Source organism: Neoroseomonas rubea, assembly GCF_016106015.1.
GTDB lineage: Bacteria > Pseudomonadota > Alphaproteobacteria > Acetobacterales > Acetobacteraceae > Neoroseomonas > Neoroseomonas rubea.
In genome coordinates this window covers 1-25,509 of sequence record NZ_JACADQ010000032.1, presented here as the reverse complement: position 1 = coordinate 25,509, position 25,509 = coordinate 1, and the positions used below count along the sequence as shown (strand labels likewise).

Below are 25,509 nucleotides of genomic sequence, written 5' to 3'. Positions count from 1 at the left end.
GCCGGGCAGCAGCAGCACGCGCGCGCCGGCGGTGCGGCAGGCGGCGGCCGTCTCCTCCGCCCGCGCGGCCTGGCTGCGGTAGGTCAGCGCCAGATCCCAGCCGCGCGTGCCACCCGTGATGAACATGACCTTTCGCGCCATGGCGTTCCCTTCCCGTCCGTGTCGCGCGCATCATCGGCCGGGCGCGCGCCCTGGCAAGCCTGGACGCTGCCCGGCGCGCAAGCGAGCATGGCGCGCCAAGGAGACGCGCCATGGATTACTCGCCCGAGACCTTCCGCCCGCTCACTTTCCACGACGCGCTGCCCGCCTTCCGCGACGGAACGGACACGCCACGCGCCTATCTGGAACGTTGCCTTGCGACCATCGCGGCGCGGGAGCCCGAGGTGCGCGCCTTTGCCAGCCTTAACGAGGATGGCGCGCGCGCAGCGGCCGATGCCAGCACCGAACGCTGGCAGGCCGGCGCGCCGCTCTCGCCCATCGACGGCATGCCGATCGGCATCAAGGACCTGCTCGAGACGCGCGACCTGCCGACCGAGATGGGCAGCGCCTTCTACAAGGGAAACCGGCCGGGGCGGGATTCGGCGTTGGTGCAGGCGCTGCGCCAGGCCGGCGCGGTGATCGTCGGCAAGACCGTGACGACCGAGCTCGGCATGTCCCATCCGGGCCCGACGCGGCATCCCTTCGACCTGCGGCGGACGCCGGGCGGATCCTCCTCCGGCTCCGGTGCGGTGATCAGCGCGCGCATGCTCCCGGCGGCGATCGGCACGCAGGTGCTGGGCAGCGTGATCCGACCGGCTTCCTTCAACGCGAATTGGGCCTTGAAGCCGACCCAGGGTGGGATCAACCGGGGCGAGCGGCAGGGCTTTTCCCAGTCCACCGTCGGCATCCATGCCGGCTGCGCCGAGGATATGTGGCAGGTGGCGGTCGAGATCGTGAAGCGCGTGGGGGGCGATCCCGGCGCGCCGGGGCTGTACTTCACCGGCGAGTCGCCGCCGCCGCCGCTGAAGCCCCGGCGCCTCGCGGTGCTGGAGACGGAAGGCTGGCCGCTCGCGGAACCCCAGGCGATCGCCGCCTTCGAGAAAGCGCTCGACGCCTTGCGCGCGCAGGGTGTGGCGATCCTGCGCCGCGGCGACCATCCGCTGCTGGAGGCGCTGGAACAGCGCGTCATGGGCGCCATGGCCTTGGCGACCGACGTCTGCGCCTATGAAAGCGCCTGGTCGGTCGCCAACATGATGGCGAAGAACCCGGATGCGCTGAGCGAGAGCCTGAAGGCGCGCTTCGAGCTCGGCTGCTCGGTGACCCTGCCGCAGTATCGCGCACGGCTGCTGCAGCGGGAGGAGATGCGCGCCGCCCAGGCCGCGCTCGCGGGCGAAGTCGATGGCTTCATCGGCCTGCCAGCCTGCGGCCCTGCGCCGCTGCCGGGGGATACGGGCGGCTCGACCAACAAGATCCTCCACACCACGGGCAATCCGATCATGAACACCGCCTCCTCCGGCCTCGGCTGCCCTGTGGTAACGGTGCCGCGCATGGCGGTGGACGGCATGCCGCTCGGCATCGCCATCACCACCCAGCCGCACCAGGACGAGCGGGCCGTGGCCATCGCGCGCTGGATCACGGACGCGGTTCCGCCGATCATGGTTTGAGCACGAGGGAGAGAACCGCCATGAGCGAGATCCAGGTCACGGACGATTCCGGGCTGCGTACCATCCGCATCGCCCGGCCAGAGAAGAAGAACGCCCTGACGCGCGACATGTACGCGGCGATGGGCGCGGCGCTGCGCGACGCCGCCGGCGCCTCCGCCGTGCGCGCGGTGCTGATCACCGGCGGGACGGAATGCTTCACCTCCGGCAACGACGTGGGCGACTTCAAGGCGCGCGGGGGCGAAGCCGCGGACGTGCCCTCCCCCGCGCGGGAGTTCCTTGCCGCGCTGCGCGCCTGCCCCAAGCCGGTGGTGGCGGCCGTGGCAGGATACGCGGTCGGCATCGGCACCACGATGCTGCTGCATTGCGACTTCGTCTATGCGGCGGAAGGGGCTGTGTTCCGCATGCCCTTCGTCGATCTCGGCCTGTGCCCGGAAGGTGGGTCCTCCCTGCTGATCCCGCAGCGCGGCGGGCAATTGCTGGCGAATGAACTTCTGATGCTGGGCGATGCCTTCCCGCCGGCCACCGCGCTGCGCGCGGGCATCGTCAATGCGGTGGTGCCCGTGGCCGAAGTGATGGCGACCGCGGAAGGCGTCGCGCGCCGGCTGGCCGCCAAGCCGCCCGCCGCCATGGCCACCACCAAGCGCCTGCTGCGCCAGGCGGGCGAGGATGCGCTGTCCGCCCACATGACCGAGGAATTCGCCCGCTTCGGCGCGTTGCTGCGCGGACCGGAGGCAGCCGAGGCCGTCGCCGCCTTCCAGGAAAAGCGCAAGCCGGACTTCACGCGCTTCCTGGCGGCGGAATAGCGCGCATGTTCCGCGACGGGCTGTTCGACGGCGCGCGCGTGCTGGTCACGGGCGGCGGGACGGGCCTCGGGCGGATGATGGCCGAGCGGATGCTCGCCCTCGGCGCCGCGGTCGAGATCTGGGGAAGGCGCGGCGAGGTCCTGGCCGCGACCGCCGCCGAGATGAACGCGCGGCACCCCGGCCGCGCCCACGCCCGCGCCGTCGATATCAAGGACCCGGATGCGGTCGACGCCGCCGTCGCCGCCATGTGGGCGGAAGGCCGGCCGGCGACGCACCTGATCAACAACGCCGCCGGCAACTTCGTCAGCCGGACGGAAGACCTTTCGCACCGCGCCTTCCACGCCATCGCCGACATCGTCTTCCACGGCACCTTCCAGGTGACGCAGGCGCTGGGCAAGCGCTGGATCCGCGAAGGCACGGGTGGCGCCGTCGTCTCCATCATTGTCACCTGGGTGCGCACCGGTGCGCCCTTCGTCGTGCCCTCGGCCATGTCGAAGGCGGGGATCGACGCGATGACGAAGTCTCTCGCGGTGGAATGGGGGCGGCATGGCATCCGGCTGAACGCCATCGCGCCGGGGCTGATCCCGACCGAGGGGATGCTTGCGCGCCTCCGCCCAGGCGAAACCAGCCCCGAGCAGCGCGTGGCGGAGAAGAACCCGATGCAGCGTGTCGGCACGCCGCAGGATATCGGCGACCTCGCCGCCTTCCTGCTCTCCCCCGTCTGGATCAACGGGGAGACCATTGCGCTCGATGGCGGCAACTGGCTGACCGCGGGTGGGGGCTTCCAGGACTACCTTGCCTGGACCGACGATGACTGGACCGCGGCCCGCGCCCGGATCCAGGCGCGCAACGCCGCGGACAAGGCGCAGCGCGGCTGAGACTTTCGCTTTTGGGTTGCATGCTGCACCGCACCGGATCGATGCTCCCTCCAACGAAAAGAGTTGGAGGAGGAAGCGACCGATGGAATTCGGCTATTTCGCCATGCCGTCCCACCCGCCCGAGCGTGGCCTCAAGGAAGGGCATGATTGGGATCTCCAGGTGCTCCGCTGGCTGGACGAGATGGGCTTCACCGAGGCCTGGATCGGCGAGCACCACACCGCCCCCTGGGAACCGCACCCCTCGCCCGACCTGCTGATCGCGCAGGCGCTGCTGCAGACCAAGCGGCTGCGCATCGGGCCCGGTGGCTTCCTGCTGCCCTATCACCACCCGGCCGAGCTCGCGAACCGCGTCGCCATGCTCGACCATTTGAGCGAAGGCCGGCTTAACTTCGGCGTGGCCGCGAGCGGCCTGCCCTCGGACTGGGCGATGTTCAACGTGGATGGCATGTCGGGCGCCAATCGCGACATGACGCGGGAGGCGCTGGACATCATCCTCCGCCTCTGGACCGAGGACGAGCCCTTCCACCACGAAGGCAAGTTCTGGAAGGTGGACAAGCCAGGGACGATGTTCGGCTTCCTCAAGCCGCACATCAAGCCTTTCCAGAAGCCGCATCCGCCGATCGGCGTCGCCGGCCTGTCGAAGAACTCCGACACGCTGAAGCTGGCGGGAGAGAAGGGCTTCCTGCCGCTCTCGCTCAACCTCAACCCGGCCTACGTCTCCTCCCACTGGGACAGCGTCGAGGCCGGCGCGCGCAAGTCGGGCCGCACGCCCTGGCGCGGCGACTGGCGCCTGGTGCGGGAGGTCTTCGTCGCCGAGACGGACGAGGAAGCCTGGCGGATGTCCGTGGGCTCCCACATGGGCCGCATGATGGGGGAATACTTCCTCCAGCTGCTCGCCCAGTTCGGCTTCAAGGACTACCTGAAGCACGATCCGTCCGTGCCGGATTCCGACGTGACGGTCGAATACTGCGCGAAGCACAACTGGATCGTCGGCAGCCCCTCGACGGTCGCCGAGAAGCTCGAGCGCATCTACCACGAGGTCGGCGGCTTCGGTCAGCTGCTCGTCTTCGGCTTCGACTACATGGAGAGCCCGGAGGCCTGGAAGACGTCGCTCGGCCTGTTGCAGAGCGAGGTGCTGCCCAAGGTGAAGCACTTGGTGCCGCAACGCCAGGCGGCGCTCGCCGCCGCGCAGTAGTTGCCGCGGTCGCGGCCACGCCGCATCCTCCCCGTCCATCGAGGGGAGGACGGCGATGGCCGCGAGCCTGCACCAATGGCCAGCCCAGGGCCGCGTCCATCACGGCGCGGACCTGGCCGACGCCCTGCCGCGCGAAGTCTCCGACGCCGCGCGCGTCGTGCTGGTGACGACCCGCTCGCTCGCCGGCGGCGCGCTTGCCACGCGTGCGGCGGAGGCGATCGGCCCGCGGCTGGCCGCCACCTTCTCGGCCATGCGCGCGCACAGCCCGGTCGAGGACGTGCTCGCCCTTGCCGCGCTGCTGCGGGACGCGGAAGCCGATCTCGTCGTCGCGCTCGGCGGCGGGTCGGTGATCGACGGGTCGAAGGTCGCCTGCCTCGCGGTCTGGCGCGGCATCACCGAGGCCGGATCGCTGATCGCCGCCGCCGCGTCGCGCGGCGCGGCCCCCGGCAACTGGGACGGCGCGCCGCCCACGCCCCGCATCGTCGCGGTGCCGACGACCCTCTCGGCCGCGGAATTCGCGCCGCATGCGGGCTACACGGACCTTGCGGCGGGGCGGAAGCACCGCGCGCTCGATCCCTGGATGGTGCCGCGCGCGGTCATCCTCGACCCGGCGGCGACGGCCGAGACGCCGGCGGAATTGCTGCTCTCCTCCGGCATCCGCGCCTTCGACCATGCGGCGGAACGCTGGTGCTCGACCGCGCCATCGCCTTTTTCCGACGCCGTCTCCCGCCAGGCGATGCTGATGCTGGCGGATGCCCTGCCGCGCATCCGGCGCCATCCGGAGGACCTCGCCGCGCGCGGTGCCGCGCAGCAGGCGGCCTGGCTGTCTGTCATGGGCGGCTGGGCCGGCGTACCGGTCGGCGCCAGCCACGGCATCGGCTATATCCTGGGGGCGGCGCGCGGCGTGCCGCACGGCGTCACCTCCTGCCTCATGCTGCACGCCGTGATGCGCTGGAACGCGCCGGTGAACGAGCAACGGCAGCGCGACATCGCGCATCTGCTGGGGGCCGAGGAAGCCGGCCCGGCGATCGAGGCCTTCGTGCGCGGCCTTGGCCTGCCGACGCGGCTGTCGGAACAGGGCATCGACGCGGCGGACATCCCCGACCTTGCGTCGCGCTGGAACGGCGACGCGCCGATTGCGACCAACCCGCGCCCCGTCCGTGGCGCGGAGGACGTGGCCGCGATCCTGCGGCTCGCGGCCTAGAAGCGCTCCGCCGAGAAGGGCGCGAAATCGAAGTTCGGATTGTCGCCGGCAATCGCCTGCGCGAGCACTGCCCCCGTCGGCGCCGAGCCGGTGACGCCGAGATGCCCGTGCCCGAAGGCGCACCATATCCCGTCCCAGGTCTTGAGCGGACCGAGGCAGGGCACGCTGTCCGGCAGGCAGGGCCGGTGGCCCATCCAGGGCGTGGCACCCTCCGTGTTCACATCGGGAAAGACCGCGCGCAGGTCGCCAAGCAGCAGCTGCGCCCGCGCCTCGTTGGGCGGGGCGTCGAGGCCCGCGATCTCGACCGAGCCCGCGACGCGAAGCCCCTCCTCCATCGGCGAGATGAACACCTTGCGGTCGGCGGGCGAGAGGATGCGTCCCGGCGTGACGCCGGCATCGGGCAGCATCATGTGGTAGCCGCGCTGGGTCTCGAGCGGCACCTGGATGCCCAGCGGCGCGAGCAGTCGCGCCGACCAGGCGCCGGCGGCGAGCACGACGATGTCGGCGGGCACGTCCGCCGCCTCGGTCGTCACGCCGCGGACGCGGCGGCCGTCGAGCAGGATGCGCCGCGCCTCCCCGCCCCGGATCTCGCCGCCCATGCGGCGCACCCCGTCCGCAACCACCCGTGCGAGGCGGGCGGGATTCACGCAGGAGCCATGGTCGGGGAGGAAGACGGCGCGGGTATAGGCGGGCGCGACCGCGGGTTCGAGCGCTGTCAGCGCCGCGCGATCCAGCACCTCCATCCGCAGCCCGTGGCGGCGGCGCAGTTCCAGCCCCGCTGCGTCCTTCGCCATCTGCGCATCGTCGCGATAGAGGTACATCTGACCCTGCTCGCGGATCAGGTCGGTGGCACCCTCGGCCAGCAGGATCTCCCGGTGCCGCTCCGGCGCGCTGAACAGCAGGGAACCAAGCGCCGCCGCGGCAGCCTCCACCTTCGGCCGCTGGGCGGAGAGCACGAAGCGCGCAAGCCAGGGCATGGCGCGCAGCCAGTAGCGCGCAGGGATGTGCAGCGCCCCCGCCGGGTCCATCAGCATCTTCGGCACCTGGCGCAGTACGCCGGGCATGGCGAGCGGCGCGACCGAGCCATGGCTGATCGCCCCCGCATTGCCGGTGGTGGCGGCGTGCGGACGGGCCGCATCCAGGACCAGGGGGGCAAGGCCCCGGCGCGCCAGGTGCCAGGCGACGCAAAGGCCGACAATGCCGCCGCCGAGGACGACGATCCGAGGCTTTGTTTCCATGCCGCCATGCTGGCGCAGCCCCGCCCGTCGGGGAAGCCGCCGCGTTGACGGGGCGCAGCGCGCATCGCACCTTTCCCCCCAAGAAATCCGAGGAGCGTCCCGATGCGGATCACCCCGAACAATGCCGGGCTCGGCGCGCGCGTGGAGGATGTCGACCTCGCGCGGGACCTGTCTGCCGCCGACTTCAAGACGGTGCTGCGCGCGCTCGGCCGGTACGGCGTGCTGTGCTTTCCGGGGCAGAACCTCGACGCCCCGGCGCTGTCGGCCTTCGGCAGCCGGTTCGGCGAGCTCGAGGTGAACGTCGCCAACCTGTTCCATGCGGAAGGGCATCCGGAAGTGATGCACCTGTCCAACATGAAGGATGCGAACGGGAAGCCGCTCGGCCTGTCGGATGCCGGCCAGGGCTGGCACACTGACATGTCCTATTCGAAGGAGATCGCGCTGGCCAACGTGCTGCACGCCAAGCGCGTGCCGCGCCGCAAGGGCCGCGTCCTCGGCTGCACGCAGTTCCGCAACATGCACGCGGCCTATGACGACCTGCCGGCGGAGGTGAAGGCGCGGATCGAGGGGCGCACCGCGACCCACGACTTCGAGAAGTTCTGGGACATGATGCGCATCCGCCCCGGTTCGATCCGCGGGCCGCTGACACCCGAGCAGCGCGCGAAGAAGCCGCCCGTCTCCCAGCCGCTGGTGCGTATCCACCCGATCACGGGGCGGAAGGTGCTCTACTGCAACTCCGGCTACGCCATGTTCGTGGAGGGCATGGACAGGGCGGAGAGCGACGCCCTGCTCGACTACCTGTTCCGCCACCAGGCGCAGGAAAAGTATCTCTACAGCCACGAATGGACCGAGGGCGACGTGCTGATGTGGGACAATATCGGCACCATCCACAACGCCGTCGCCGACTATGGGCCCGATGAGCACCGCTTCATCCTGCGCGTGCAGGTGATGGCGAATCTCGACTATGCGGCGCTCGCGGCATGAGGCTCGTCACGGTCGAGGGGCCGGCCCTCGGCGGCCTGATCGGGACTGAAGTTGCGCTCTTGCGCCCGGCGCTGGCGGCAGCGATGCGCGCGGGCGGCGAGGACCCGGCCGGCGCCGCGATCATTCCAGACGACATGGTTGCGCTGATCGCGAACGAGGCGGCCATGGTCGCGGCCGGCCGCGCGCTGGCCTTCGCCGCACGGGCGGAAAACGCGGCGCTGCGGACGCCGCTGGCCTCCGCCCGCCTGCTGGCGCCGCTGAAGCCTGGAAAAATCCTCGGGATCGGCCGCAACTACGGCGACCATGCGAAGGAGGTGGGCGGGCCGAAGCTCGAGGCGCCGCGCATCTTCATGAAGCCGTCCTCCTCCGTCGTCGGGCCGGGCGCCGTGGTGCGCATCCCGCCCGCGGTGAAGAAGCCGGACTGGGAGGCGGAGCTCGGCGTCGTCATCGGCCGCCGCGCGAAGGATGTCGACGAGCAGACCGCGCTCGACCACGTCGCCGGCTACACGGTGCTGGACGATGTCAGCGCGAGGGAGTTCCAGTTCGACGTGCCGCTCGCCATGACCTCCTTCGCGAAGGGCATGGACGGCTTCTGCCCGATGGGGCCGTGCCTCGCGACGGCGGACGAGGTGGGGGAGCCATGGGCGCTCGACATCCGCTGCTGGCTGAACGGGGAGGAAGTGCAGCACGGCAATACGCGCGACCTGATCTTCCCCGTGCCCGCGCTGATCGCCTTCATCAGCCGCTACATGACGCTCGAGCCCGGCGACGTGATCGCCACGGGCACGCCCGCCGGCGTCGGCCATTTCCGCGACCCGCCGCGCTACCTGAGATCGGGCGACGTGCTCCGCATGGAGGTCGAGCGCGTCGGCGTGCTGGAACATTCCATCGCATAACGAGACACCGGGAGGATACGACATGTTCAAGAGGACGCTTCTCGGCGCCGCGCTGGCGCTCGCCGCCCTGCCCGCAGTGGCGCAGCCGCGTGCGCCGGGGACGGATTATCCGAACCGGCCGGTGCGCGTGGTCGTCGCCCTCGCGCCAGGCGGCAATGCGGACATCAATGCGCGGCTTGTCTCCGGTGCGCTCTCGGCACGCCTTGGCCAGCAATTCGTGGTCGAGAACCGGCCATCCGGCGGCGGCACGGTCGCCTTCGAGACGGTCGCGCAGACGCCGCCGGACGGCTACACGCTGCTCGTCGGCGCGCTCGGCTCGCACACGCTGAATGTCGGGCTCTATGGCGACCGGCTGCGGGTGCACCCGCTGACCGGCGTGGACCACATCACCATCTCCAGCCACTCGGCGATCGTGCTGGTGGTGAACAACAACTTCCCGGCGCGCACGCTGGCCGAGTTCCGCGCGCAGCTGCTCGCCAATCCGAACCGCTTCGACTTCGGCTCCTCCGGCAACGGCACCACGGGACACATCGCGGCGGCGCTGATGCTGCACCTGATGGGCGTGCAGGCGCAGCACGTGCCCTATCGCGGGTCCGCTGCGGCCTTCCAGGACCTGCTGGGGGGACGCATCTCCTTCCAGGCGGACACCATCTCCTTCGTCAGCGAGCCGATCCGCACCGGCGCGGTGCGGGGCCTGGTGATCGCGACGCCGCAGCGCTCCCCCATGGCGCCGGACGTGCCGACGGCGGCGGAAGCGGGGCTGCCGGCCTTCCAGGCAACGACCTGGACGCCCTGGTCCACCACGCTCGGCACGCCCGCGCCGATCCGCCAGTTCCTCTACGAGCAGATCGCCGAGGTGCTGAAGCAGCCGGATGTCCGCGACCGGCTCATCGCCCTGGGCAACACCATCCCGGAAGGGATGACGCCCGACGCGACGCGCGCCTTCATCGCCTCCGAGATCGAGAAGTGGGTGCCGATCGTCCGCGCCTCCGGCGCGCGCGTCGACTGAACCGGGGCGGGGCGGCCGCGCGCCGCCCCGACCTATTCCCGCACGTCGGTGCGGAACACCTTGCTCACGATCTTCCAGCCCTGCTGCGTCTTGAGCAGCACGAGGTAGTCAGTGAAATAGCGCGGCGGAATCTGGCAGGCGACCTTGGCAAGCGCCGTCTCGGGCCCCGACTGGTCAATCATCAGGATCCGGTCGTCGCGGGCCAGGCCCTTGGCCTTCGGATTCTCGCGCGAGCGCACCCATTCGAACCACTGTTCCCGCGGCAGGTCCTGCACCACCCCGTCCTTGTCGGAGTACAGGTGCGCGCAGGGGTGGAAGGCGGCGTCGAGCTTTGTCGTGTCGCCCTCGTGCAACCCGTCGAAATAGGTGTGCAGCACGGCTTCGATGGCGGCGAGGTCGGTTGCGGGCATGGGCGTTCCCCTGGGTTGCGCGGGGCGCATCCTGGCGCGGAAGCCGGGACGTTTACAGGGGGCGCGCGGCGGGGGAATGTCGTGCCCAGGGAGAAACCGCCATGACCCTCCGCCGCCGCCCGCTGCTGCTTGCCGCCGCCGCCCTCGCCGCGCCCATGCCGCTTGCCGCGCAGGCGCCTGCCTGGCCGCAGCGCCCGGTGCGCCTTATCGTGCCCTATGCCGCGAGCGGCGGGACGGACATCCTCGCCCGCGCCACGGCCGAGGCGCTGCGCCCCGCCCTGCCCCATCCGATCATCGTCGAGAACCGCGCGGGCGCCGCCGGCGTGGTGGGATCGGAGGTCGTGGCGCGCGCGGAGCCGGACGGGCACACGCTGCTCATGGTCGTCTCGACGCATGTGATGAACCGCTATCACCTGCCCTCCATGCCCTTCGATCCGATCCGGGATTTTTCTCCGATCGCGATGCTGACGCGGAACACGATGGTACTCGTCGCCGGCGCGAACCAGCCCTTCGACAGCCTGCGCGCCATGATCGAGCACGCGAAGCGCAATCCGGGCCGCGTCGGCACGGGCAGCACGGAGGCGCTGTCATCGTTCATCGGGCAGGAGCTCGCGCGCCGTGCGGGCGTGGACATGCCCGACGTCGCCTATCGTTCCGGCGGACAGCTGATGAACGACATCGTCGCGGGGCACCTGCCGACCGGCTGGACCAGCACCGTCAGCGCGATGCCGCATATCGGCACGGGACGGGTGCGGGTGCTCGCGGTCTCGACAGGCACCCGCACGCCCTACTTCCCGGATGCGCCGACCGCGGCGGAACAGGGCGTGACGGAGTTCGACCTTTCCGGCTGGGTGGCGCTGCTCGGCCCGCCGCGCATGGACCCCGCGCTGGTGGCCACGATCGGCGGCGCGGTGCAGCGCGCCTTCGACGATGCCGCCTTCCAACAGCGCCTCGTCGCCCTTGGCGTCGAGCGTGATTTCCGCCCCCCCGCCGCGCTGCTCGAAGCGATGCAGCGCGACGACCGCATCTGGGCCGCCGCCGCGCAGGCCGGCCACATCCGTCCGCAGCAGTAGGAACCGCACCATGGCGAACCCCGCCCTCCGCAAGGCCTTCCAGGCGAAGCGCTTCGTCGTCGCCCCCGGCATCTTCGACATGATCTCGGCCAAGGTGGCCGACGGCATGGGCTTCGACTGTCTCTACGGCACCGGCTTCGGCACCGTCGCCTCCCACCTCGGCGTGCCGGATGCCGGCATCGCGACCTACACCGACATGGTCACGCGCATGGGCCAGATGGCGCGCGGCGTGAAGACGCCGATGATCGCAGATGCCGACACCGGCTATGGCGGCCTGCTGAACGTGCGCCACACGGTGATGGGCTACGAGGCCGCCGGCATCTCGGGCATCCAGCTCGAGGACCAGGAAATGCCCAAGAAGTGCGGCCACACGCCCGGCCGCCGCGTTATCCCAGCCGAGGAGATGGTGCTCAAGATCAAGGTCGCAGCCGAGGCACGGCAGAGCCCCGACTTCCTGATCGTCGCCCGCACCGACGCCCGCACCACGCTCGGGCTCGAGGAAGCGATCCGCCGCGGCCGCATGTTCGGCGAGGCCGGCGCCGATATCGTCTTCATCGAGAGCCCCGAGAGCGAGGAGGAGATGCGCGCGATCGGCAAGGCCATCGACAAGCCGCTGCTCGCCAACATGGTCGAAGGCGGGCGCACGCCGCTGCTCCCGGCGGCGAAGCTGGCCGAGATCGGCTACGCCATCGCGATCTACCCCGCGGTCGGCTTCCTCGCCATGGCCGCCGCGATGGAGCGCGTCTACGGCCACCTGAAGCAGCATGGCGACAGCATCGCGCTCGGTGAATCCTACGGCTTCAAGCGCATGACGGAACTCATGGGCTTCCCGGAGGTCTGGGACTTCGAGAAGCGCTGGGCGCAGCCCGAGCCGGCGAAGGCCGCGGAATGAGCGCGCTCCCTGGCGTGAAGGCGCTGGTCTTCGACGTGTTCGGCACGGTCGTCGACTGGCGCAGCGGCATCGCGCGGGATGCGAAGACGTTCCTCGCTCGCCACGGCCGCGCGGAGGCCGACCCGCATGCCTTCGCCGATGCCTGGCGCCGGCGCTACCAGCCGGCGATGGAGGAGGTACGGACGGGCCGCCGCCCCTTCACCCGCCTCGACGTGCTGCACCGGGAGAACCTGGACGGCGTGCTGCGCGACCACGGTATCGACCCGGCCGGCATCGACGGCGCGGAGCTCGACTGGCTGAACCGCGCCTGGCACCGGCTCGACCCCTGGCCGGACACCATCCCCGGCTTGCTGCGGCTGAAGGCGCGGCACTTCATCGCCCCGCTGTCGAACGGAAACATCCTTCTGCTGGCGAACATGGCCAAGCGCGCGGGCATCCCGTGGGACGCGATCCTGGGGGCGGAAGTCGCGCAGGCCTACAAGCCGCAGCCGGAAGCCTATCTGCGCACGGCGGAAGTGCTGGGCCTCGCGCCGGGCGAGGTCGCCTTGGTCGCCGCCCACAATGGGGACCTGGCGGCGGCGCGGAAGGCCGGGCTCAAGACCGCCTTCGTGCTGCGCCCGACCGAGCACGGGCCAGCGCAGACAACCGACACGCGTGCGGAGGCAGCGTGGGAGGCGGTCGCGTCCTCCTTCGAGGATCTCGCCGACCGCCTCGCCTGCTGATCACTCCGCGCGGATGTTCCCCTCGCGGATCACGGGGGTCCATTTCGCGATGTCGCCGGCGACCAGCGCGGCGAAGTCGGCCGGGCTGCCGGCCATGACTTCCGCCGCCTGGCGCGTCTCGACTGCGGACTTCACCTCAGGGTTCGTGACGATGGCGCGGAACACCGTGTTGATGCGCGCGGCGAGGGCGGCGTCCATCCCGGCCGGGCCGCAGATGCCGTGCCAGGTCATCGCCTCGAAGCCGGGATACTGAGCGGCCACGGCCGGCACGCCGGGCAGCGCCGGCACAGGGCGCGGCGTGCCGATCGCGATGGCGCGCACCTTCTCTTCCCGGACGAAGGGCAGCGCGGTGGAGACCGAGGGGAAGCTGAACTCGGTCTCGTTCGCGATCACGCTGCGCAGCACGTCCGCGCCGCTGCGGTAGTGCACCGCCGTGAACTTCACCCCCGCCCGCCGCGCAAGCAGTTCGGCCGCGAGATGGCTGACATGGCCCACGCCCGGGGAGGCGTAGGTGATCCCATCCGCCCGCCCGCGCGCCAACGCGACGAGGTCGTCGAGCGTGCGCACCCGGCTCGTCGCCGGGACGATGATGACGATCGGCAGGTTCACGAGGTGGATGATCGGCGTGAAGGCCGTCGCAGGGTCATAGCCGAGCGCAGGCTGCAGGACCTTGCCGATCGCGTTGGCGCCGAGGTCCGCCATCATCAGCGTGTAGCCGTCCGGCCGCGCCTGCGCGACCGCCTGCCCCGCGATGGTTCCGCCGGCGCCCGAGCGGTTCTCGACCACCAGTGTCTGGCCGTTCGCGGCAGGGCCGAAGGCGTTGGCCACGATACGTGACAGCGTATCGACCGCGCCGCCGGCGCCGAAGGGCACGATGAGGCGCACCTGGCGATCCGGCCAGGACGCGTCCGCGCGGGCAAGGCACGGCAGGGCGAAGGCGCCGGCAAGTCCGGCAAGCGTGCGGCGGGTGACGGTGAGCGCCATGGCGTGGATCCTCCCGGGGAAAGCCTTTCCCGCCACATCCGCCCTCCCGCCCCCCGCTGTCAACCGGCGGCGGCTGGGGCAGGATGCCGCCACCATCCGGAGAACCCGCCATGACCTGGTCCATCGTCGCCCGCGATCCCGCGACCGGCGCCTTCGCCGTCGCCGTCACCACCTGCAACATCGCCGTCGGCGCGAGTTGCCCCTTCCTCCAGACCGGCGTCGGCGCCGTGTCCACCCAGTCCATGAGCAACCGCTACCTCGGGCCCGTCGTGCTGGCGGGGATGGCGCGCGGCCTCTCGCCGCAGCTCGCCCTCGACAGCGCCCTGGCGGGCGATGAGGGGCGCGGCCTGCGCCAGATCCACGCCGTCGATGCACAGGGGCGCGTGGCCGCCTTCACCGGCGCGAACTGCGTCGATTGGTGCGGCAGCGTGGCGGGCGAGGGGTTTTCCGTCGCCGGCAACATGCTGGCCAATGGGGATGTGGTGGCGCGGACGGCGGATGTCTTCGCCAGCCGCCGCGACCTGCCGCTGCCCGAGCGGCTGATGGAGGCGCTGCATGCCGGCCAGGAAGCGGGCGGCGACCGGCGCGGCAAGCAGTCGGCTGCGCTGGTCATCACCACGACCGAGGATTTCCCCGACCTCAACCTGCGGGTGGACGACCATGCCGAGCCGCTGGTCGAACTCTCCCGCCTGCTCGCGCTCTGGCGCGTCCAGGCCGAGCCGAGCCAGTACACCCGCCCATCCCGCGCCAACCCGGCCGGGCTGACCGACATGGATGCGATCGAGGCGGGCTGGAAGGCGCGCGGCATGGACATCTGCTTCCGCCGCTGAGGGGCTTGCACGCCGCCTGAACAGGCGGCACCCAGGCGTCGAGAGAAGGAGACGCCCATGCGCACCCACAGGATCGCCGCCCTCGGCGGCGACGGCATCGGACCAGAAGTCATCGCGGCGGGCTGCCGTGTGCTGGAAGCGACCGCCAAGGCGCAGGGCGGCTTCGCCCTGACGTTCCAGGACTTCGACTGGGGCAGCGAGATGTACCGCCGCACCGGGCGGATGATGCCGACGGACGGGCTGAAGCAGCTGGAGGGCTTCGACGCCATCTTCTTCGGCGCAGTGGGCGCGCCGGACATCCCGGACCACATCACGCTGTGGGAGTTGCGGCTGGCCATCTGCCAGGGCTTCGACCAATACGCGAATGTGCGCCCGACGCGGCTGCTGCCAGGCGTTCGCGGTCCGCTGCGGGAGGATCTCGGCCGGCAGATCGACTGGGTGATCGTGCGCGAGAATTCCGAGGGCGAATATGCCGGCGTCGGCGGCCGCGCCCATCGCGGCCTGCCGATCGAGGTGGCGATGGATGTCGCCGTCTTCACCCGCGAAGGCGTGGCACGCATCTGCCGCCATGCCTGCGAGATCGCCATGTCCCGCCCTCGCAAGCACCTGACCGTGGTCACCAAGTCCAACGCGCAGCGCCACGGCATGGTGATGTGGGACGAGGTCTGCGCCGAGGTCACGGCGCAATACCCGGCGCTGACGGTGGACAAGATGCTGGTCGATGCCATGACCGCGCGCATGGTGATGAAGCCCGGCACGGTCGACACCATCGTCGCGACGAACCTGCACGCGGACATCCTGTCGGACCTCGCCTCGGCGCTGGCGGGTTCGCTCGGCATCGGCGCGACGGGGAACATCGATCCGCAGCGCCGCCGGCCCTCGATGTTCGAGCCGATCCACGGCTCGGCCTTCGATATCACGGGCAAGGGCATCGCCAATCCGCTCGGATCCTTCTGGACCGCCTGCATGATGCTGGAGCATCTGGGCGAGGCGCCGGCGGCCCAGCGCCTGATGCGGGCGGTAGAGGCCGTGACGGCGCGGGGCGACGTGCTGACGCCCGACCTCGGCGGCACCGCGACGACGGCGCAGGTGACGGATGCGGTGATCGCCGCGCTGGAAGGCGCGAACGCCTAGCCGCTTGCGCCCCGGCGCGTTTCGTCGTCTGCTCCCTCCCAGGGATACGCCGCGCGGCAGAACGAACAGGGAGACGGACGATGATGCGCCTTGGCATCGCGGCCGGGCTGTTCGCGCTCGCGGCTTCCGCAGCGCAGCCCGCCCGCGCGCAGGACAGGGTCCTGCTGCAGCTGGATTGGATCCCCACGGGCGAGCACGCCGCCTACTTCTCCGGCGCCGTGCGCGGCGCATGGCGGGAACAAGGCATCGACCTTCAACTGACGCGAGGCTACGGCTCCGGCGACACGGTCAATAAGGTCGCCGCCGGCACCGCGGCCTTCGGGGTTGCCGACATCAGCGCGGTGATGGCCGCCCGCGCCCGGCAGAACACGCCGGTGCGCGCGATCATGCAGGTCTACACGCATTCGCCGCATTCGCTCTTCGTGCTGCGGTCCTCCGGCATTACGAATTTCCGGGGGCTCGAGGGGCGGCGCATAGGCATCACGCCGGGCAATTCGCATCGCTTGTATTTCCCCGAGGTCGCGCGCCGCGCCGGCACCAACCCTGACCGCATCCAGTGGGTGAACACGGATGCCTCCGCTATGGCGGCGCTGCTGATCAGCCGCCGGCTGGACGCAGCCCCCTTCTTCGCCATCCATCACTACTACCAGAACAAGGCGGCACAGCGGGCGGGCGAGGAGATCGTGGTGCTGCCCTTCGTCGAGACGGGCTTCGCCATCTATGCGACCACGCTGATGACGACGGATGAGGTCATCCAGCGCAACCCCGACCTGGTCCGCCGCTTCCTGCGCGGCGCGGCAACCGCCTTCACCTGGGCGAACGAGAACCAGGAACAGGCCTGCCGGGCGCATGTGCAGCGCAACCCGGAGGTCGAGCTCGACGACTGCCAGGGCTCGCTCCGCGCGACCATGAGCTACGTGTTCAACGAACACCAGCGGCAGACGGGCCTGGGCCGCCAGGATGCGGCGCGGTTGCGCTTCACCTGGGAACAGGTGGCGGCGTCGCAACAGCTCGATGCCAACTGGAACTACGCCCAGTCCGTCGACCTGTCCTTGCTGCCGTGATCCGGTTCGAGCGGATCGGCAAGACCTTCCGCGGCCGCGACGGCGCGGCCGTGGAGGCGCTGCGCGATGTCTCCATGGACATCGCGGAAGGCGAGTTCGTCGCGATCGTCGGCGCGTCCGGCTGCGGCAAATCGACCCTGCTGCGCCTTGCCGCCGGGCTCGTGCCGGCGAGCAGCGGCGGCGTCAGCATCGACGGCAGCGCCGTGACCTCGCCGCGGGCGGAGACCGCCATGGTCTTCCAGGCCGCGACGCTGCTGCCCTGGGCGGATGTGCTGCGCAACGTGACCTTCCCGTTGCGCCTGATGAAGCGCATCGCGCCGGACACCGAGGACAAGGCCCGCGCGCTGCTTGCCACGGCGGGGCTTGCCGGCTTCGAATCCCGCCTGCCGCGCGAATTGTCCGGCGGCATGCAGCAGCGCGTCGCGATCTGCCGCGCGCTGCTGCAGGAACCGCGCCTCCTCCTGATGGACGAGCCCTTCGGCGCGCTCGACGCCCTGACGCGGGAGGAGATGTCGATCGAGCTCCTCCGCCTCTGGGCCGCGCGGCGCATGGCCGTCCTGTTCGTCACGCATTCGATCCCGGAGGCGGTGCTGCTCGCCGACAGGGTCGTCGTCATGTCCCCGCGGCCCGGCCGCATCGTGGATGTGGTGGAGGTGAACCTCCCCCGTCCACGCTCATTCGACCAGGAGGGCACCGATGAGTTCCAGCGCTGCGCCCGCCGCATCCGCGACCACATCTTCGGCAACCGTGCCGCCCGCGCGGCATGAGAGGCTGGCGCGGCTGAAGGCCGCCCTGCCCGCCTGGATCGCGGTGATCGGCCTGTTCCTGGCATGGGAAGGCGCGGTGCGCTTCTTCGGCATCCGGGAATTCCTGCTGCCCGCGCCCTCGGCCATCTGGACGGCAACGGTCGCGGTCTGGCCGACCGTGCTGGCCCATACCGGCAGCACGCTGCTGACGGTGCTTCTCGGCTTCACCGCCTCGGTCCTTGTCAGCCTGCCGCTGGCGATGCTGATCGCATCCTCCCGCGCCATCTCGGCGGCGATCTATCCGCTGCTGGTGGTGACACAGTCGATCCCGAAGGTCGCGCTCGCGCCCATCCTGATCGTGGCCCTCGGCGCGAACGAGGTGCCGCGGGTGATCGTGACCTTCCTCGTCGCCTTTTTCCCGCTGGTGGTCGCGACGGTCGCAGGGCTGCTCGCCACGCCGCCTGAATTGATCGAACTCGGCCGCGCCTGCCGCGCGGGGCGGGTGCAGGAATTGCTGCGCATCCGCCTGCCCTTCGCCGTTCCCTTCGTGTTCGGCGGGCTCAAGGTGGCGGCGGCGCTGTCGGTTGTCGGCGCGGTGGTGGCGGAATTCGTCGGCGCCGATGCGGGGCTCGGCTACCTGATCCAAACCTCGATGGCCTTCTTCCGCACGCCGCTCGCCTTCAGCGCGGTCGTCATCCTTGCCATCATGGGCATCGTCCTGTTCCAGGCGGTGTCGATGCTGGAGCGCATCCTGTTCCCCTGGTCGAGCGGCGCCGAGAATTCCGCCCCGCCTTCCGCCTGAGACGAAAGAGACCCCGACATGGCCGAGACCGAAGCCGGCACCATCCTGATCCGCGGCGGGCTGCTCGCCGACCCGGCGCTCCGCCGCGCCGCCCCCGCCGACATCCTGGTCCGCGACGGTGTGATCCTCGAGGTCGGCGCGAAACTGACCGCACCCGCCGATGCGCGGATCGTGGACGCCACGGGCTGCCTGCTCCATCCCGGGTTGATCAACGCGCATACCCATGGCCATGGCGGCCTCGCGCGCGGCCAGGGCGACAAATGGACCCTGGAACTGCTGCTCGCTGCCGCACCCTGGATCGGCGGCAACCGCGCGCTCGCCGACAAGAAGCTGACGACGCAGATCGTCGCGGCCGAGATGGTGCTGAAGGGCTGCACCGCCGCCTACGACCTGTACTACGAATTCCCGATGCCGACGGCCGAGGGCCTGGATGCGGTGGCCGAGGCCTATCACGGCATCGGCATGCGCGCCGTCATCGCGCCGATGGTCGCCGACCGCACGGTCTATGAGGCAATCCCGGGCCTGCACGACGCGCTGCCCTCCGAATTGCAGGCGCGCGTCGAGAAACTGCGCCTGCCCGCCTGGGAGCGCACGCTCGATGCCATGCAGGGCATCCTCAAGGGCTGGCGCTGGGCGGGGAAGGACATCCGCGCGGCGGTCGCGCCCACCATCCCGCACCATTGCTCGGACGCCTTCCTGTGCGGCTGCCGTGACCTCGCGCGCGAATACAAGGTCGGCCTGCACAGCCATGTCGGCGAGAGCAAGTTGCAGGCGCTGGTGGGCATCAAGCGCTACGGCAAGACGCTGACGGCGCATATGGACAGTCTCGGTCTGGTCGGGCCCGACTTCACCGCGGCGCATGCGATCTGGCTCGACGACGACGACCTGAAGCTGATGCGCGACAAGGGCGCGTCCATGGCGCACAACCCGGGCAGCAACATGCGGCTCGGCAACGGCATGTTCCGCTTCCGCCGCGCGCGGGACATCGGAGTCAATGTCGGCCTCGGCACCGATGGTGCGAACTGCTCCGACAACCAGAACATGTACGAGGCGATGCGCTACGCCTCCATGCTGTCGAAGGTGCAGACACCCGACCCGCGCCACTGGGCGACGGCGGACGAGGTCTACCAGGCCGCCACGCAAGGTTCCGCCCGCGCCCTGGGGTTCGAGGACATCGGCGCGATCGCGCCGGGAAAGAAGGCGGACATCGTCTTCCTCGACCTCGCCTCGGTGAACTGGATCCCACACAACTGGTCGGTCAACCAGGTCGTGCATGCCGAAGACGGCACCGGCGTGCGCCATGTGATGATCGGCGGCCGCTTCGTGGTTCAGGACAGGCGCCTGCTGACGCTCGACCTCGCCAAGCTCGCCATCGAAGCTGAGGCGGCGCGGGAGAGGCTGGAGGCGCTCAACGCCGACTTCAAGGACCTCTACGAGAAGCTGGAACCCGTCGTCGCCTCCTTCTGCCCGGCCTTCGCGGCGCAGCCCTATCACCTGCGCCAATATCTGTGCGACGCGCCGGCCTGATCCTTGCTTGCCCGGCGGGGATCCACCCCAGCCGGGAGAATTGCCTTGCCTCGCCTGACGCGCCGCAGCCTCGCGCTGACCCTCCTGGCCACGCCGGCCATCGCGCAGGGAAACCTGCCCGACCGCCCGATCCGCCTGGTTGCACCCTTCGCGGCCGGCGGCGCCTCGGACCTGATCTCGCGCATGATGGCCGACGAACTCGGCACCAGCCTTGGCCAGCAGGTGGTGGTCGAGAACCGCGCCGGCGCGGGCGGTGCCATAGGCACCGAGGCGGTGGTGCGTGCCCGCCCCGACGGCACGACGCTGCTGATGGGCAGCCAGGCGACGCACAGCACCAACCCGGCGCTCTACCGCCTGTCCTATGACCCGGGCACCGACCTCCTGCCGCTGGCGGGCGTGGCAGGCGTGCCCGGCGTGCTGGTGGTTGGGCCTGCCTCGACGGCGCGCACGCTGCAGGACTTCATCGCCGGCGCGCGCGCGGCGCCGGGGCGGTTCACCTACGGCTCCGCGGGCAATGGCGCCTCGACCCACCTGACGATGGCGCTTCTCGAGCACATGGCCGGCATCGAGCTGCAGCACGTGCCCTATCGCGGCACCGGCCCGGCGCTGCAGGACCTGCTCGGCGGGCGGATCATGGCGCTGTTCGACACGCTGCCCACCTCGCTGCCGCATATCCGGGAGGGACGGCTGCGGGCGCTGGCGGTCTCCACCGTGGCGCGCAACGCGACGCTGCCGGAGGTGCCAACCGTCGCCGAAGCCGCCCTGCCGGGCTACGAGGCGCTGAACTGGTACGCGGTCTTCGGCCCGCGCGGCTTGCCGGACGCCATGGTCGCCGCGCTGCACCAGGGCCTCGACGCCGGCGTGCGGCGGCCATCCTTCCAGGGGCGATTGGCGGCGCAGGGGATGGACCCGATGGGTGGCACGCCGGCGGAACTCGCTGCCTACATCGCCGCCGACCGCCGCCGCTGGACCGATCTGGTGCGTGCGGCCAACATCACGGTGAACTGACGCCAACGAAGGGAAACGCTCCATGGAGATCGTCGATCTCAGCCGCGAGATCTTTCATCGCACCCAGACGCATCCGAGCCATCCGCCCGTCGTGATGACGGTCTGGAACGACCACAGCGAGAAGAAGCACGCCGGCAACACCGTGTTCAGCTCGAAGGCGATGTCGATCGCCTTCTCCGACCATGCCGGCACGCATGTCGACGCGCCGGTGCATTTCGACCCGCGGTCGGAAGCACTTTCGATCGACCAGGTGCCGCTCGAGAAATTCTACACGAGCGGCTTCTGCATCGACCTCTCCCACGTACCGCTCAAGACGGCGGCGACGCTCGAGGAGGTGCAGGCCGCCGTCGTGCAATCCGGCCAGACGATCCGGCAGGGCGATACGGTCCTGGTGTGGATGGCGACGAACGAAAGGCTGCTCGGCAAGCCCGGCTACCTGCACGATTTCCCGGGGCTTTCGCTGCCCGCGATCCACTGGCTCGCCGACCAGGGCATCGGCATGTTCGGCGTGGAGGCGATCAGCCCCGCGCCGGAAGGCGAGCCCAACTTCCAGGCGCACATGGCCTGCGCGGAACGCGGCATCACCCACATGGAATGCCTCGCCAACCTCGACAAGCTGATCGGCCGCGGGCGCTTCCGCTTCGTCGGTTTCCCGCTGAAGATCCGCGGCGGGACCGCGAGCCCGATCCGCGCCGTCGCGATCTTCGAGTAGTCTCACCCGCCCGCGCGGCGGCCCAGGAAGCGGTGGATCTCGGTGTTGTCGACCTTCGGGCCGAGCATTTCCACCGCTTCCGACCACAGGGCGCGGCACAGCGCGAGCGACGGTGAATCCGTGCCCGTCTCGAGCGCGATGCTGCCCGCCGTCTCCAGGTCCTTGCGCATCAGGCCCAGCTGGAATCCGCCGGCGTAGCGGCCCGGGATGATCTCCTGCTTCGCCTTGGTCTCCGTCGCGATGTTGCGGCCGGAGGAGGCGTTCATGACGTCGGACAGGATGTTCAGGTCGAGGCCAAGCGCCTCGCCCATCCGCAGCGCCTCCGCCGTCGCCAGCAACCCGGCGGCGTAGACGAAGTTGTTCAGCGCCTTCATCGCATGCGCGCTGCCCACGGCGCCGGTGCGGATGATGGCTTCCCCCATGCCGCGCAGCACGGACTCGGCCTGGGCGAAGGTGGCGTCGTCGCCACCGCACATGATGGCGAGCGTGCCGGTCTTCGCCTTGGCCACGCTGCCCGAGACCGGGGCGTCCATGATGCGCGCGCCGCGCGCCGCGGCGGCCTCGGCAAGCCGACGCGTCTCCCCGGGTTCCGAGGAGCCCATGTCGATCACCAGCATCCCGGGCCGCAGAGCGGGCAGCAGGCCGCCCTCGCCTTCCATCACCTGCGCGACGATGCGGCTCGTCGGCAGCATCAGCACGACCACATCGGCGCCGGCGGCGACGGCGGCGGGCGTCGGTGCGGTCGAAAGCGCGCCTGTCGGCGCGCCTTCGGCCAGCGCGGCCAGGGCTGCCGCGGAACTGTCGCAGGCGAGCACGGAAAAGCCGCGCGCCATCAGGCTACGCGCCATGGGCAGCCCCATCATCCCCAGCCCGATGAATCCCACCGTCCCCGCGCGATCGGCCATGTACGTTCCCTTCCCTTCTCTCGCCCGGATGCTTCCCCGCCGACGCGCCGCTGGCAAGCGGGGCTGGGCAGGGCAGCCGCGCGCTGCGAACATCCCTGGCGTGCCGCCCTGGATCGCCGCCCTGTCGGCCACGCTGCTGATGCAGTCCGTGGCCTCCTTCATGACGCAATGCCTGCCCGTGGTCGCGCCGCTGATCACCGAGGCCGCGGGCATCGCGCCGGAGCGCGTCGGCAACCTGTCCTCCCTCGTCGCCCTCGGCACGGTGCTCTTCCTGCTGCTCGGCGGGCCGTTCCTCGCGCGGCTGGGGCCTGTCCGCACGCTGCAGGCGGGGGCGGCGATCGCCGCGGCCGCACTGCTCATCGCGGGGGCGGGCACGGTCGCGATGCTCGCGGTCGCCGCGCTCCTGCTCGGCGTGGGCTACGGGCCTTCCCCGCCCGCGGGCAGCCGCATCCTGGCGGCCACGGCGCCGACGGGACACCGGGCGCTGATCTTCTCGGTCAAGCAGGCGGGGGCGCCGCTCGGGGGCGCGCTGGCCGGGCTGGTCGCCGCGCCGGTGGCGAGCGCGGCCGGATGGCCCACCGCGCTGCTGGTGGGTGTGGTGGCCGGGCTGCTGGCCGCCGCGGCGATCCAGCCTTTGCGCACGGCGCTCGACACGGAACGCGACGCGGGGCGCAGCATCGCGCTGCGCGATGTCCTGTCGCCGCACACCATCGCCGCGCCCTTCGCCGTGCTGCGGACGCACCCCGCGCTGCCGAGGCTCGTGGCGCTGTCCGTCGCCTTCGCGCTGTGCCAGGGCTGCCTGTTCTCATTCACCGTCACCTGGCTGGTGGAAGCGCGCGGGCTGACGCTCGTGGAAGCCGGCGGCGTGTTCGCCGTGATGCAGGGAGCGGGCGTGGCGGCGCGGATCTTCCTTGGCTGGCTCGCGGACCGCACCGGGAATGCCACGCGCAACCTCGCGCTGCAGGGACTGGTCGCCGCGGTGATCGTCGCGGCCCTCGCCCTGCTGCCAGCCAGCGCGAGCGACGTTGCGGTCACGACCCTCTGCGCGCTTGCGGGTTTCGTCGCCGCATCCTGGAACGGCATCTCGCTGTCCGAGGTCGCGCGCCTTGCCCCACCCGACCGGGTGGGGGACGTCACTTCCGGCACCACACTGTTCGTCTTCCTCGGCTATGTCGCCGGGCCGTCGCTGTTCTCGCTGCTCGTCACCCTCAGCGGCGGCTATGCGTTGCCGATGCTGCTCGTCGCGGCGCAACTGGCCACGGTCGCCGGCTTCGTCGCGCTGGCGCGGCGCTGATCACACGGCCCAGGCCGGTGGCCGCTTCTGCTGGAAGGCCGCGATGCCCTCCCGCGCCTCCTCCCCCGCCGCGCAGCGGGCGAAGGCGCGGGCACCCGCTTCCGCATACCCATCGGGCGCGAGTGCGCCGAGCGCCGCGATCAGCCCCTTCGTCTCGGCCAGCGCCATCGGCGCGCCCTGGCGGAGGTCGGCGAGGATGGCATCGACCGCGGCCGCCAGCGCCGTGGCGTCCGGCACCACCTGGTGCACCAGGCCGATGCGCGCTGCCTCCGCCGCGTCGATCACATCCGCCCGCAGCACCATCCGCGTCGCTGCGCTACGACCCATGCGGCGCACCAGCCAGGGCAGGATCTGCGCCGGCACCAGGCCGCGCCGCACCTCGGGCGCGCAGAAGCGCGCATCGGCGGTCGCGATCGCGATGTCCGCGGAACAGACCCAGCCGAGCCCACCGGCATGCGCCGCGCCCTCGATCGCCGCGATCACCACCTGCGGCAGGGCGGACAGCCGCGCGAAGCGCTGGCCTGTGCGATGGTTGCGGCGCTCGGCCGCGACAAGACGCTCCGCCTCGCTCGCCTGCGAGCCGACCTCGGACAGGTCGAGCCCCGCACAGAAATGCCCGCCGGCACCGGAGAGCACCACGACGCGCGACTCCCGGTCGGCCGCCAGCGCGTCGAGCGCGGCGTCGAGCGCATCGCCCATCGACGCGTTCATCGCGTTGCGCCGCTGCGGGCGGTTGAGCGTCAGGCGCACCACGGGGCCGTCGCGCGTCAGCAGCACGGGCGTCTCGGTCATCGCGTTCCTCCTCTGTCGGGGCGGAGGATAGACGCGGCGCCCGCATCCGGCGATACGGGCGGCGAGAGAGGGAGTGCGCGGCATGGCGGAACGGATCGGCCTCGGCATCGTCGGCTTCGGCATCATGGGGGAGAGGCTCGCGCGCTTCGCCGCGGGCCACGCGCAGGTACGCCTCGTGGGCGTCTGGGACCCGGCGCCCGAGGCCGCAGCACGGCTGGCCGAAGCCGCGCCGGGCGTGCCGATGCTGGCCAGCGCGGAGGCGGTGATCGCGGCCTGCGACTGTCTCTACGTCGCCTCCCCGCCCGCCTTCCACCTGGCCCATGCGAAGGCCGCCTTCGCCGCGGGCAAGGCCGCCTTCCTGGAAAAGCCGCTGGCCGTGGACACCGCCGAGACGCGTGCCTTCGTCGCCGCGGCGGAAGTGGCGGGCGCGCGGGGCGCGGTGAACTTCCCGATGGCGTCCTCCCCGGCCGTGGCCCAGCTGAACGCATGGCGTACCGAGGGCGCGGTGGGCTCGCCGCGCTCGCTCTCCATCCTCACGGCCTTCGCCGCCTGGCCGCGCTCCTGGCAGCGCGGCGCGCATGCCTGGCTCGACCTGCCGGCGCAGGGCGGCTTCACGCGGGAAGTCGTCTCCCATTTCCTGTTCCTGACGCGCCGGCAACTGGGGCCGCTCGCGCTCGAGGCGGCGCAGGCCCGCTTCGACGCGCCGGGCCGCGCCGAGACGGCGATCGCCGCGCGGCTGAAGATCCGAAGGGCACACGGCTGGA

The 25,509-nt window shown here is 71.1% G+C and carries 26 protein-coding genes; 21 read left to right on the top strand and 5 right to left on the bottom strand.

The annotated features are described in order from the left end of the window. The first annotated feature begins 251 nt into the window (after positions 1 to 251). The 5 genes from HW577_RS06025 (at position 252) to HW577_RS06005 (ending at position 5,723) form a co-directional block, all read left to right on the top strand. Positions 252 to 1,643 (top strand): amidase, encoded by a 1,392-nt coding sequence (locus tag HW577_RS06025; protein ID WP_198375209.1) that lies wholly within the window; start codon positions 252 to 254, stop codon positions 1,641 to 1,643. Between the two features lie 20 nt (positions 1,644 to 1,663). Then, positions 1,664 to 2,446, top strand: a complete 783-nt coding sequence (locus HW577_RS06020; protein WP_198375208.1) for an enoyl-CoA hydratase — start codon at positions 1,664 to 1,666, stop codon at positions 2,444 to 2,446. A gap of 5 nt (positions 2,447 to 2,451) precedes the next feature. Beyond that, positions 2,452 to 3,324, top strand: coding sequence for an SDR family oxidoreductase (locus tag HW577_RS06015; protein ID WP_198375206.1), 873 nt, complete (start codon positions 2,452 to 2,454; stop codon positions 3,322 to 3,324). Positions 3,325 to 3,406: 82 nt separating this feature from the next. Next, complete coding sequence (locus HW577_RS06010) at positions 3,407 to 4,519, top strand: LLM class flavin-dependent oxidoreductase (protein WP_198375204.1); 1,113 nt, start codon at positions 3,407 to 3,409, stop codon at positions 4,517 to 4,519. Between the two features lie 55 nt (positions 4,520 to 4,574). Then, positions 4,575 to 5,723 (top strand): iron-containing alcohol dehydrogenase, encoded by a 1,149-nt coding sequence (locus tag HW577_RS06005; RefSeq protein WP_198375202.1) that lies wholly within the window; start codon positions 4,575 to 4,577, stop codon positions 5,721 to 5,723. Here the strand turns inward: HW577_RS06005 and HW577_RS06000 are convergent. After that, the gene (locus HW577_RS06000) at positions 5,720 to 6,961 is read right to left on the bottom strand and encodes an NAD(P)/FAD-dependent oxidoreductase (RefSeq protein WP_198375200.1); all 1,242 of its coding nucleotides are present in this window, start codon (positions 6,959 to 6,961) and stop codon (positions 5,720 to 5,722) included. The genes HW577_RS06005 and HW577_RS06000 overlap by 4 nt on opposite strands. Positions 6,962 to 7,063: 102 nt before the next feature. On the opposite strand from HW577_RS06000, the gene HW577_RS05995 reads away from it, so the two are divergent. Genes HW577_RS05995 through HW577_RS05985 form a run of 3 tightly spaced genes read left to right on the top strand, consistent with a single transcriptional unit; the run spans position 7,064 to position 9,850 of the window. Then, on the top strand, positions 7,064 to 7,945 hold the full coding sequence (locus HW577_RS05995; protein ID WP_198375198.1) for a TauD/TfdA dioxygenase family protein: 882 nt from the start codon (positions 7,064 to 7,066) through the stop codon (positions 7,943 to 7,945). Beyond that, positions 7,942 to 8,841 carry a fumarylacetoacetate hydrolase family protein gene (locus tag HW577_RS05990; protein ID WP_198375197.1) on the top strand — a complete coding sequence of 300 codons (900 nt, stop codon included), beginning with the start codon at positions 7,942 to 7,944 and terminating at the stop codon, positions 8,839 to 8,841. Before HW577_RS05995 ends, HW577_RS05990 begins: the two co-directional genes overlap by 4 nt. Positions 8,842 to 8,863: 22 nt before the next feature. Further along, a complete protein-coding gene (locus HW577_RS05985) occupies positions 8,864 to 9,850 on the top strand; it encodes a Bug family tripartite tricarboxylate transporter substrate binding protein (RefSeq protein ID WP_198375196.1) in 987 nt (328 codons plus the stop codon). A gap of 32 nt (positions 9,851 to 9,882) precedes the next feature. Here HW577_RS05985 and HW577_RS05980 read toward each other — a convergent pair whose 3' ends face one another. After that, complete coding sequence (locus tag HW577_RS05980; protein ID WP_198375194.1) at positions 9,883 to 10,260, bottom strand: nuclear transport factor 2 family protein; 378 nt, start codon at positions 10,258 to 10,260, stop codon at positions 9,883 to 9,885. Between the two features lie 101 nt (positions 10,261 to 10,361). Here HW577_RS05980 and HW577_RS05975 point away from each other — a divergent pair, with 101 nt between their 5' ends. From HW577_RS05975 to HW577_RS05965, 3 genes are read left to right on the top strand one after another with little or no spacing between them, the layout of a single operon-like run. Next, the gene (locus HW577_RS05975; protein WP_198375192.1) at positions 10,362 to 11,333 is read left to right on the top strand and encodes a Bug family tripartite tricarboxylate transporter substrate binding protein; all 972 of its coding nucleotides are present in this window, start codon (positions 10,362 to 10,364) and stop codon (positions 11,331 to 11,333) included. Between the two features lie 10 nt (positions 11,334 to 11,343). Then, complete coding sequence (locus HW577_RS05970; protein WP_198375190.1) at positions 11,344 to 12,225, top strand: isocitrate lyase/PEP mutase family protein; 882 nt, start codon at positions 11,344 to 11,346, stop codon at positions 12,223 to 12,225. Next, positions 12,222 to 12,947 (top strand): haloacid dehalogenase type II, encoded by a 726-nt coding sequence (locus HW577_RS05965; RefSeq protein ID WP_198375188.1) that lies wholly within the window; start codon positions 12,222 to 12,224, stop codon positions 12,945 to 12,947. Before HW577_RS05970 ends, HW577_RS05965 begins: the two co-directional genes overlap by 4 nt. On the opposite strand, the gene HW577_RS05960 is transcribed toward HW577_RS05965, so the two are convergent. Beyond that, positions 12,948 to 13,931: a Bug family tripartite tricarboxylate transporter substrate binding protein gene (locus HW577_RS05960; protein ID WP_198375186.1), complete on the bottom strand. Its 984-nt coding sequence runs from the start codon at positions 13,929 to 13,931 to the stop codon at positions 12,948 to 12,950. Positions 13,932 to 14,041: 110 nt separating this feature from the next. Here HW577_RS05960 and HW577_RS05955 point away from each other — a divergent pair, with 110 nt between their 5' ends. The 8 genes from HW577_RS05955 (at position 14,042) to HW577_RS05920 (ending at position 21,754) form a co-directional block, all read left to right on the top strand. Continuing rightward, entirely contained in the window at positions 14,042 to 14,761 is a 720-nt protein-coding gene (locus tag HW577_RS05955) for a DUF1028 domain-containing protein (RefSeq protein WP_198375185.1), read from the top strand. 57 nt (positions 14,762 to 14,818) lie between these two features. Further along, positions 14,819 to 15,895 carry a tartrate dehydrogenase gene (locus tag HW577_RS05950; RefSeq protein ID WP_198375182.1) on the top strand — a complete coding sequence of 359 codons (1,077 nt, stop codon included), beginning with the start codon at positions 14,819 to 14,821 and terminating at the stop codon, positions 15,893 to 15,895. A gap of 80 nt (positions 15,896 to 15,975) precedes the next feature. Then, positions 15,976 to 16,959: an ABC transporter substrate-binding protein gene (locus HW577_RS05945; RefSeq protein WP_198375180.1), complete on the top strand. Its 984-nt coding sequence runs from the start codon at positions 15,976 to 15,978 to the stop codon at positions 16,957 to 16,959. Further along, positions 16,956 to 17,726, top strand: a complete 771-nt coding sequence (locus tag HW577_RS05940; protein ID WP_198375172.1) for an ABC transporter ATP-binding protein — start codon at positions 16,956 to 16,958, stop codon at positions 17,724 to 17,726. The genes HW577_RS05945 and HW577_RS05940 overlap by 4 nt, the downstream gene beginning before the upstream one ends. Continuing rightward, entirely contained in the window at positions 17,656 to 18,507 is an 852-nt protein-coding gene (locus tag HW577_RS05935; RefSeq protein WP_232474712.1) for an ABC transporter permease, read from the top strand. The genes HW577_RS05940 and HW577_RS05935 overlap by 71 nt, the downstream gene beginning before the upstream one ends. An 18-nt stretch (positions 18,508 to 18,525) precedes the next feature. Further along, positions 18,526 to 20,034, top strand: a complete 1,509-nt coding sequence (locus HW577_RS05930; protein ID WP_198375170.1) for an amidohydrolase family protein — start codon at positions 18,526 to 18,528, stop codon at positions 20,032 to 20,034. Between the two features lie 45 nt (positions 20,035 to 20,079). After that, entirely contained in the window at positions 20,080 to 21,042 is a 963-nt protein-coding gene (locus tag HW577_RS05925) for a Bug family tripartite tricarboxylate transporter substrate binding protein (RefSeq protein WP_198375163.1), read from the top strand. Positions 21,043 to 21,064: 22 nt separating this feature from the next. Beyond that, positions 21,065 to 21,754, top strand: a complete 690-nt coding sequence (locus tag HW577_RS05920; RefSeq protein ID WP_198375161.1) for a cyclase family protein — start codon at positions 21,065 to 21,067, stop codon at positions 21,752 to 21,754. 2 nt (positions 21,755 to 21,756) lie between these two features. Here the strand turns inward: HW577_RS05920 and HW577_RS05915 are convergent, their stop codons facing one another. Continuing rightward, positions 21,757 to 22,659 (bottom strand): NAD(P)-dependent oxidoreductase, encoded by a 903-nt coding sequence (locus HW577_RS05915; protein ID WP_198375160.1) that lies wholly within the window; start codon positions 22,657 to 22,659, stop codon positions 21,757 to 21,759. A gap of 100 nt (positions 22,660 to 22,759) precedes the next feature. On the opposite strand from HW577_RS05915, the gene HW577_RS05910 reads away from it, so the two are divergent. Further along, a complete protein-coding gene (locus tag HW577_RS05910) occupies positions 22,760 to 23,953 on the top strand; it encodes an MFS transporter (protein WP_198375159.1) in 1,194 nt (397 codons plus the stop codon). Here HW577_RS05910 and HW577_RS05905 read toward each other — a convergent pair whose 3' ends face one another. Continuing rightward, positions 23,954 to 24,745 carry an enoyl-CoA hydratase-related protein gene (locus HW577_RS05905; protein ID WP_198375157.1) on the bottom strand — a complete coding sequence of 264 codons (792 nt, stop codon included), beginning with the start codon at positions 24,743 to 24,745 and terminating at the stop codon, positions 23,954 to 23,956. It abuts the gene before it with no gap. An 82-nt stretch (positions 24,746 to 24,827) separates the two neighbouring features. Here HW577_RS05905 and HW577_RS05900 point away from each other — a divergent pair. After that, a partial coding sequence (locus HW577_RS05900) for a Gfo/Idh/MocA family oxidoreductase (RefSeq protein WP_198375156.1) occupies positions 24,828 to 25,509 on the top strand: 682 nt, incomplete at its 3' end.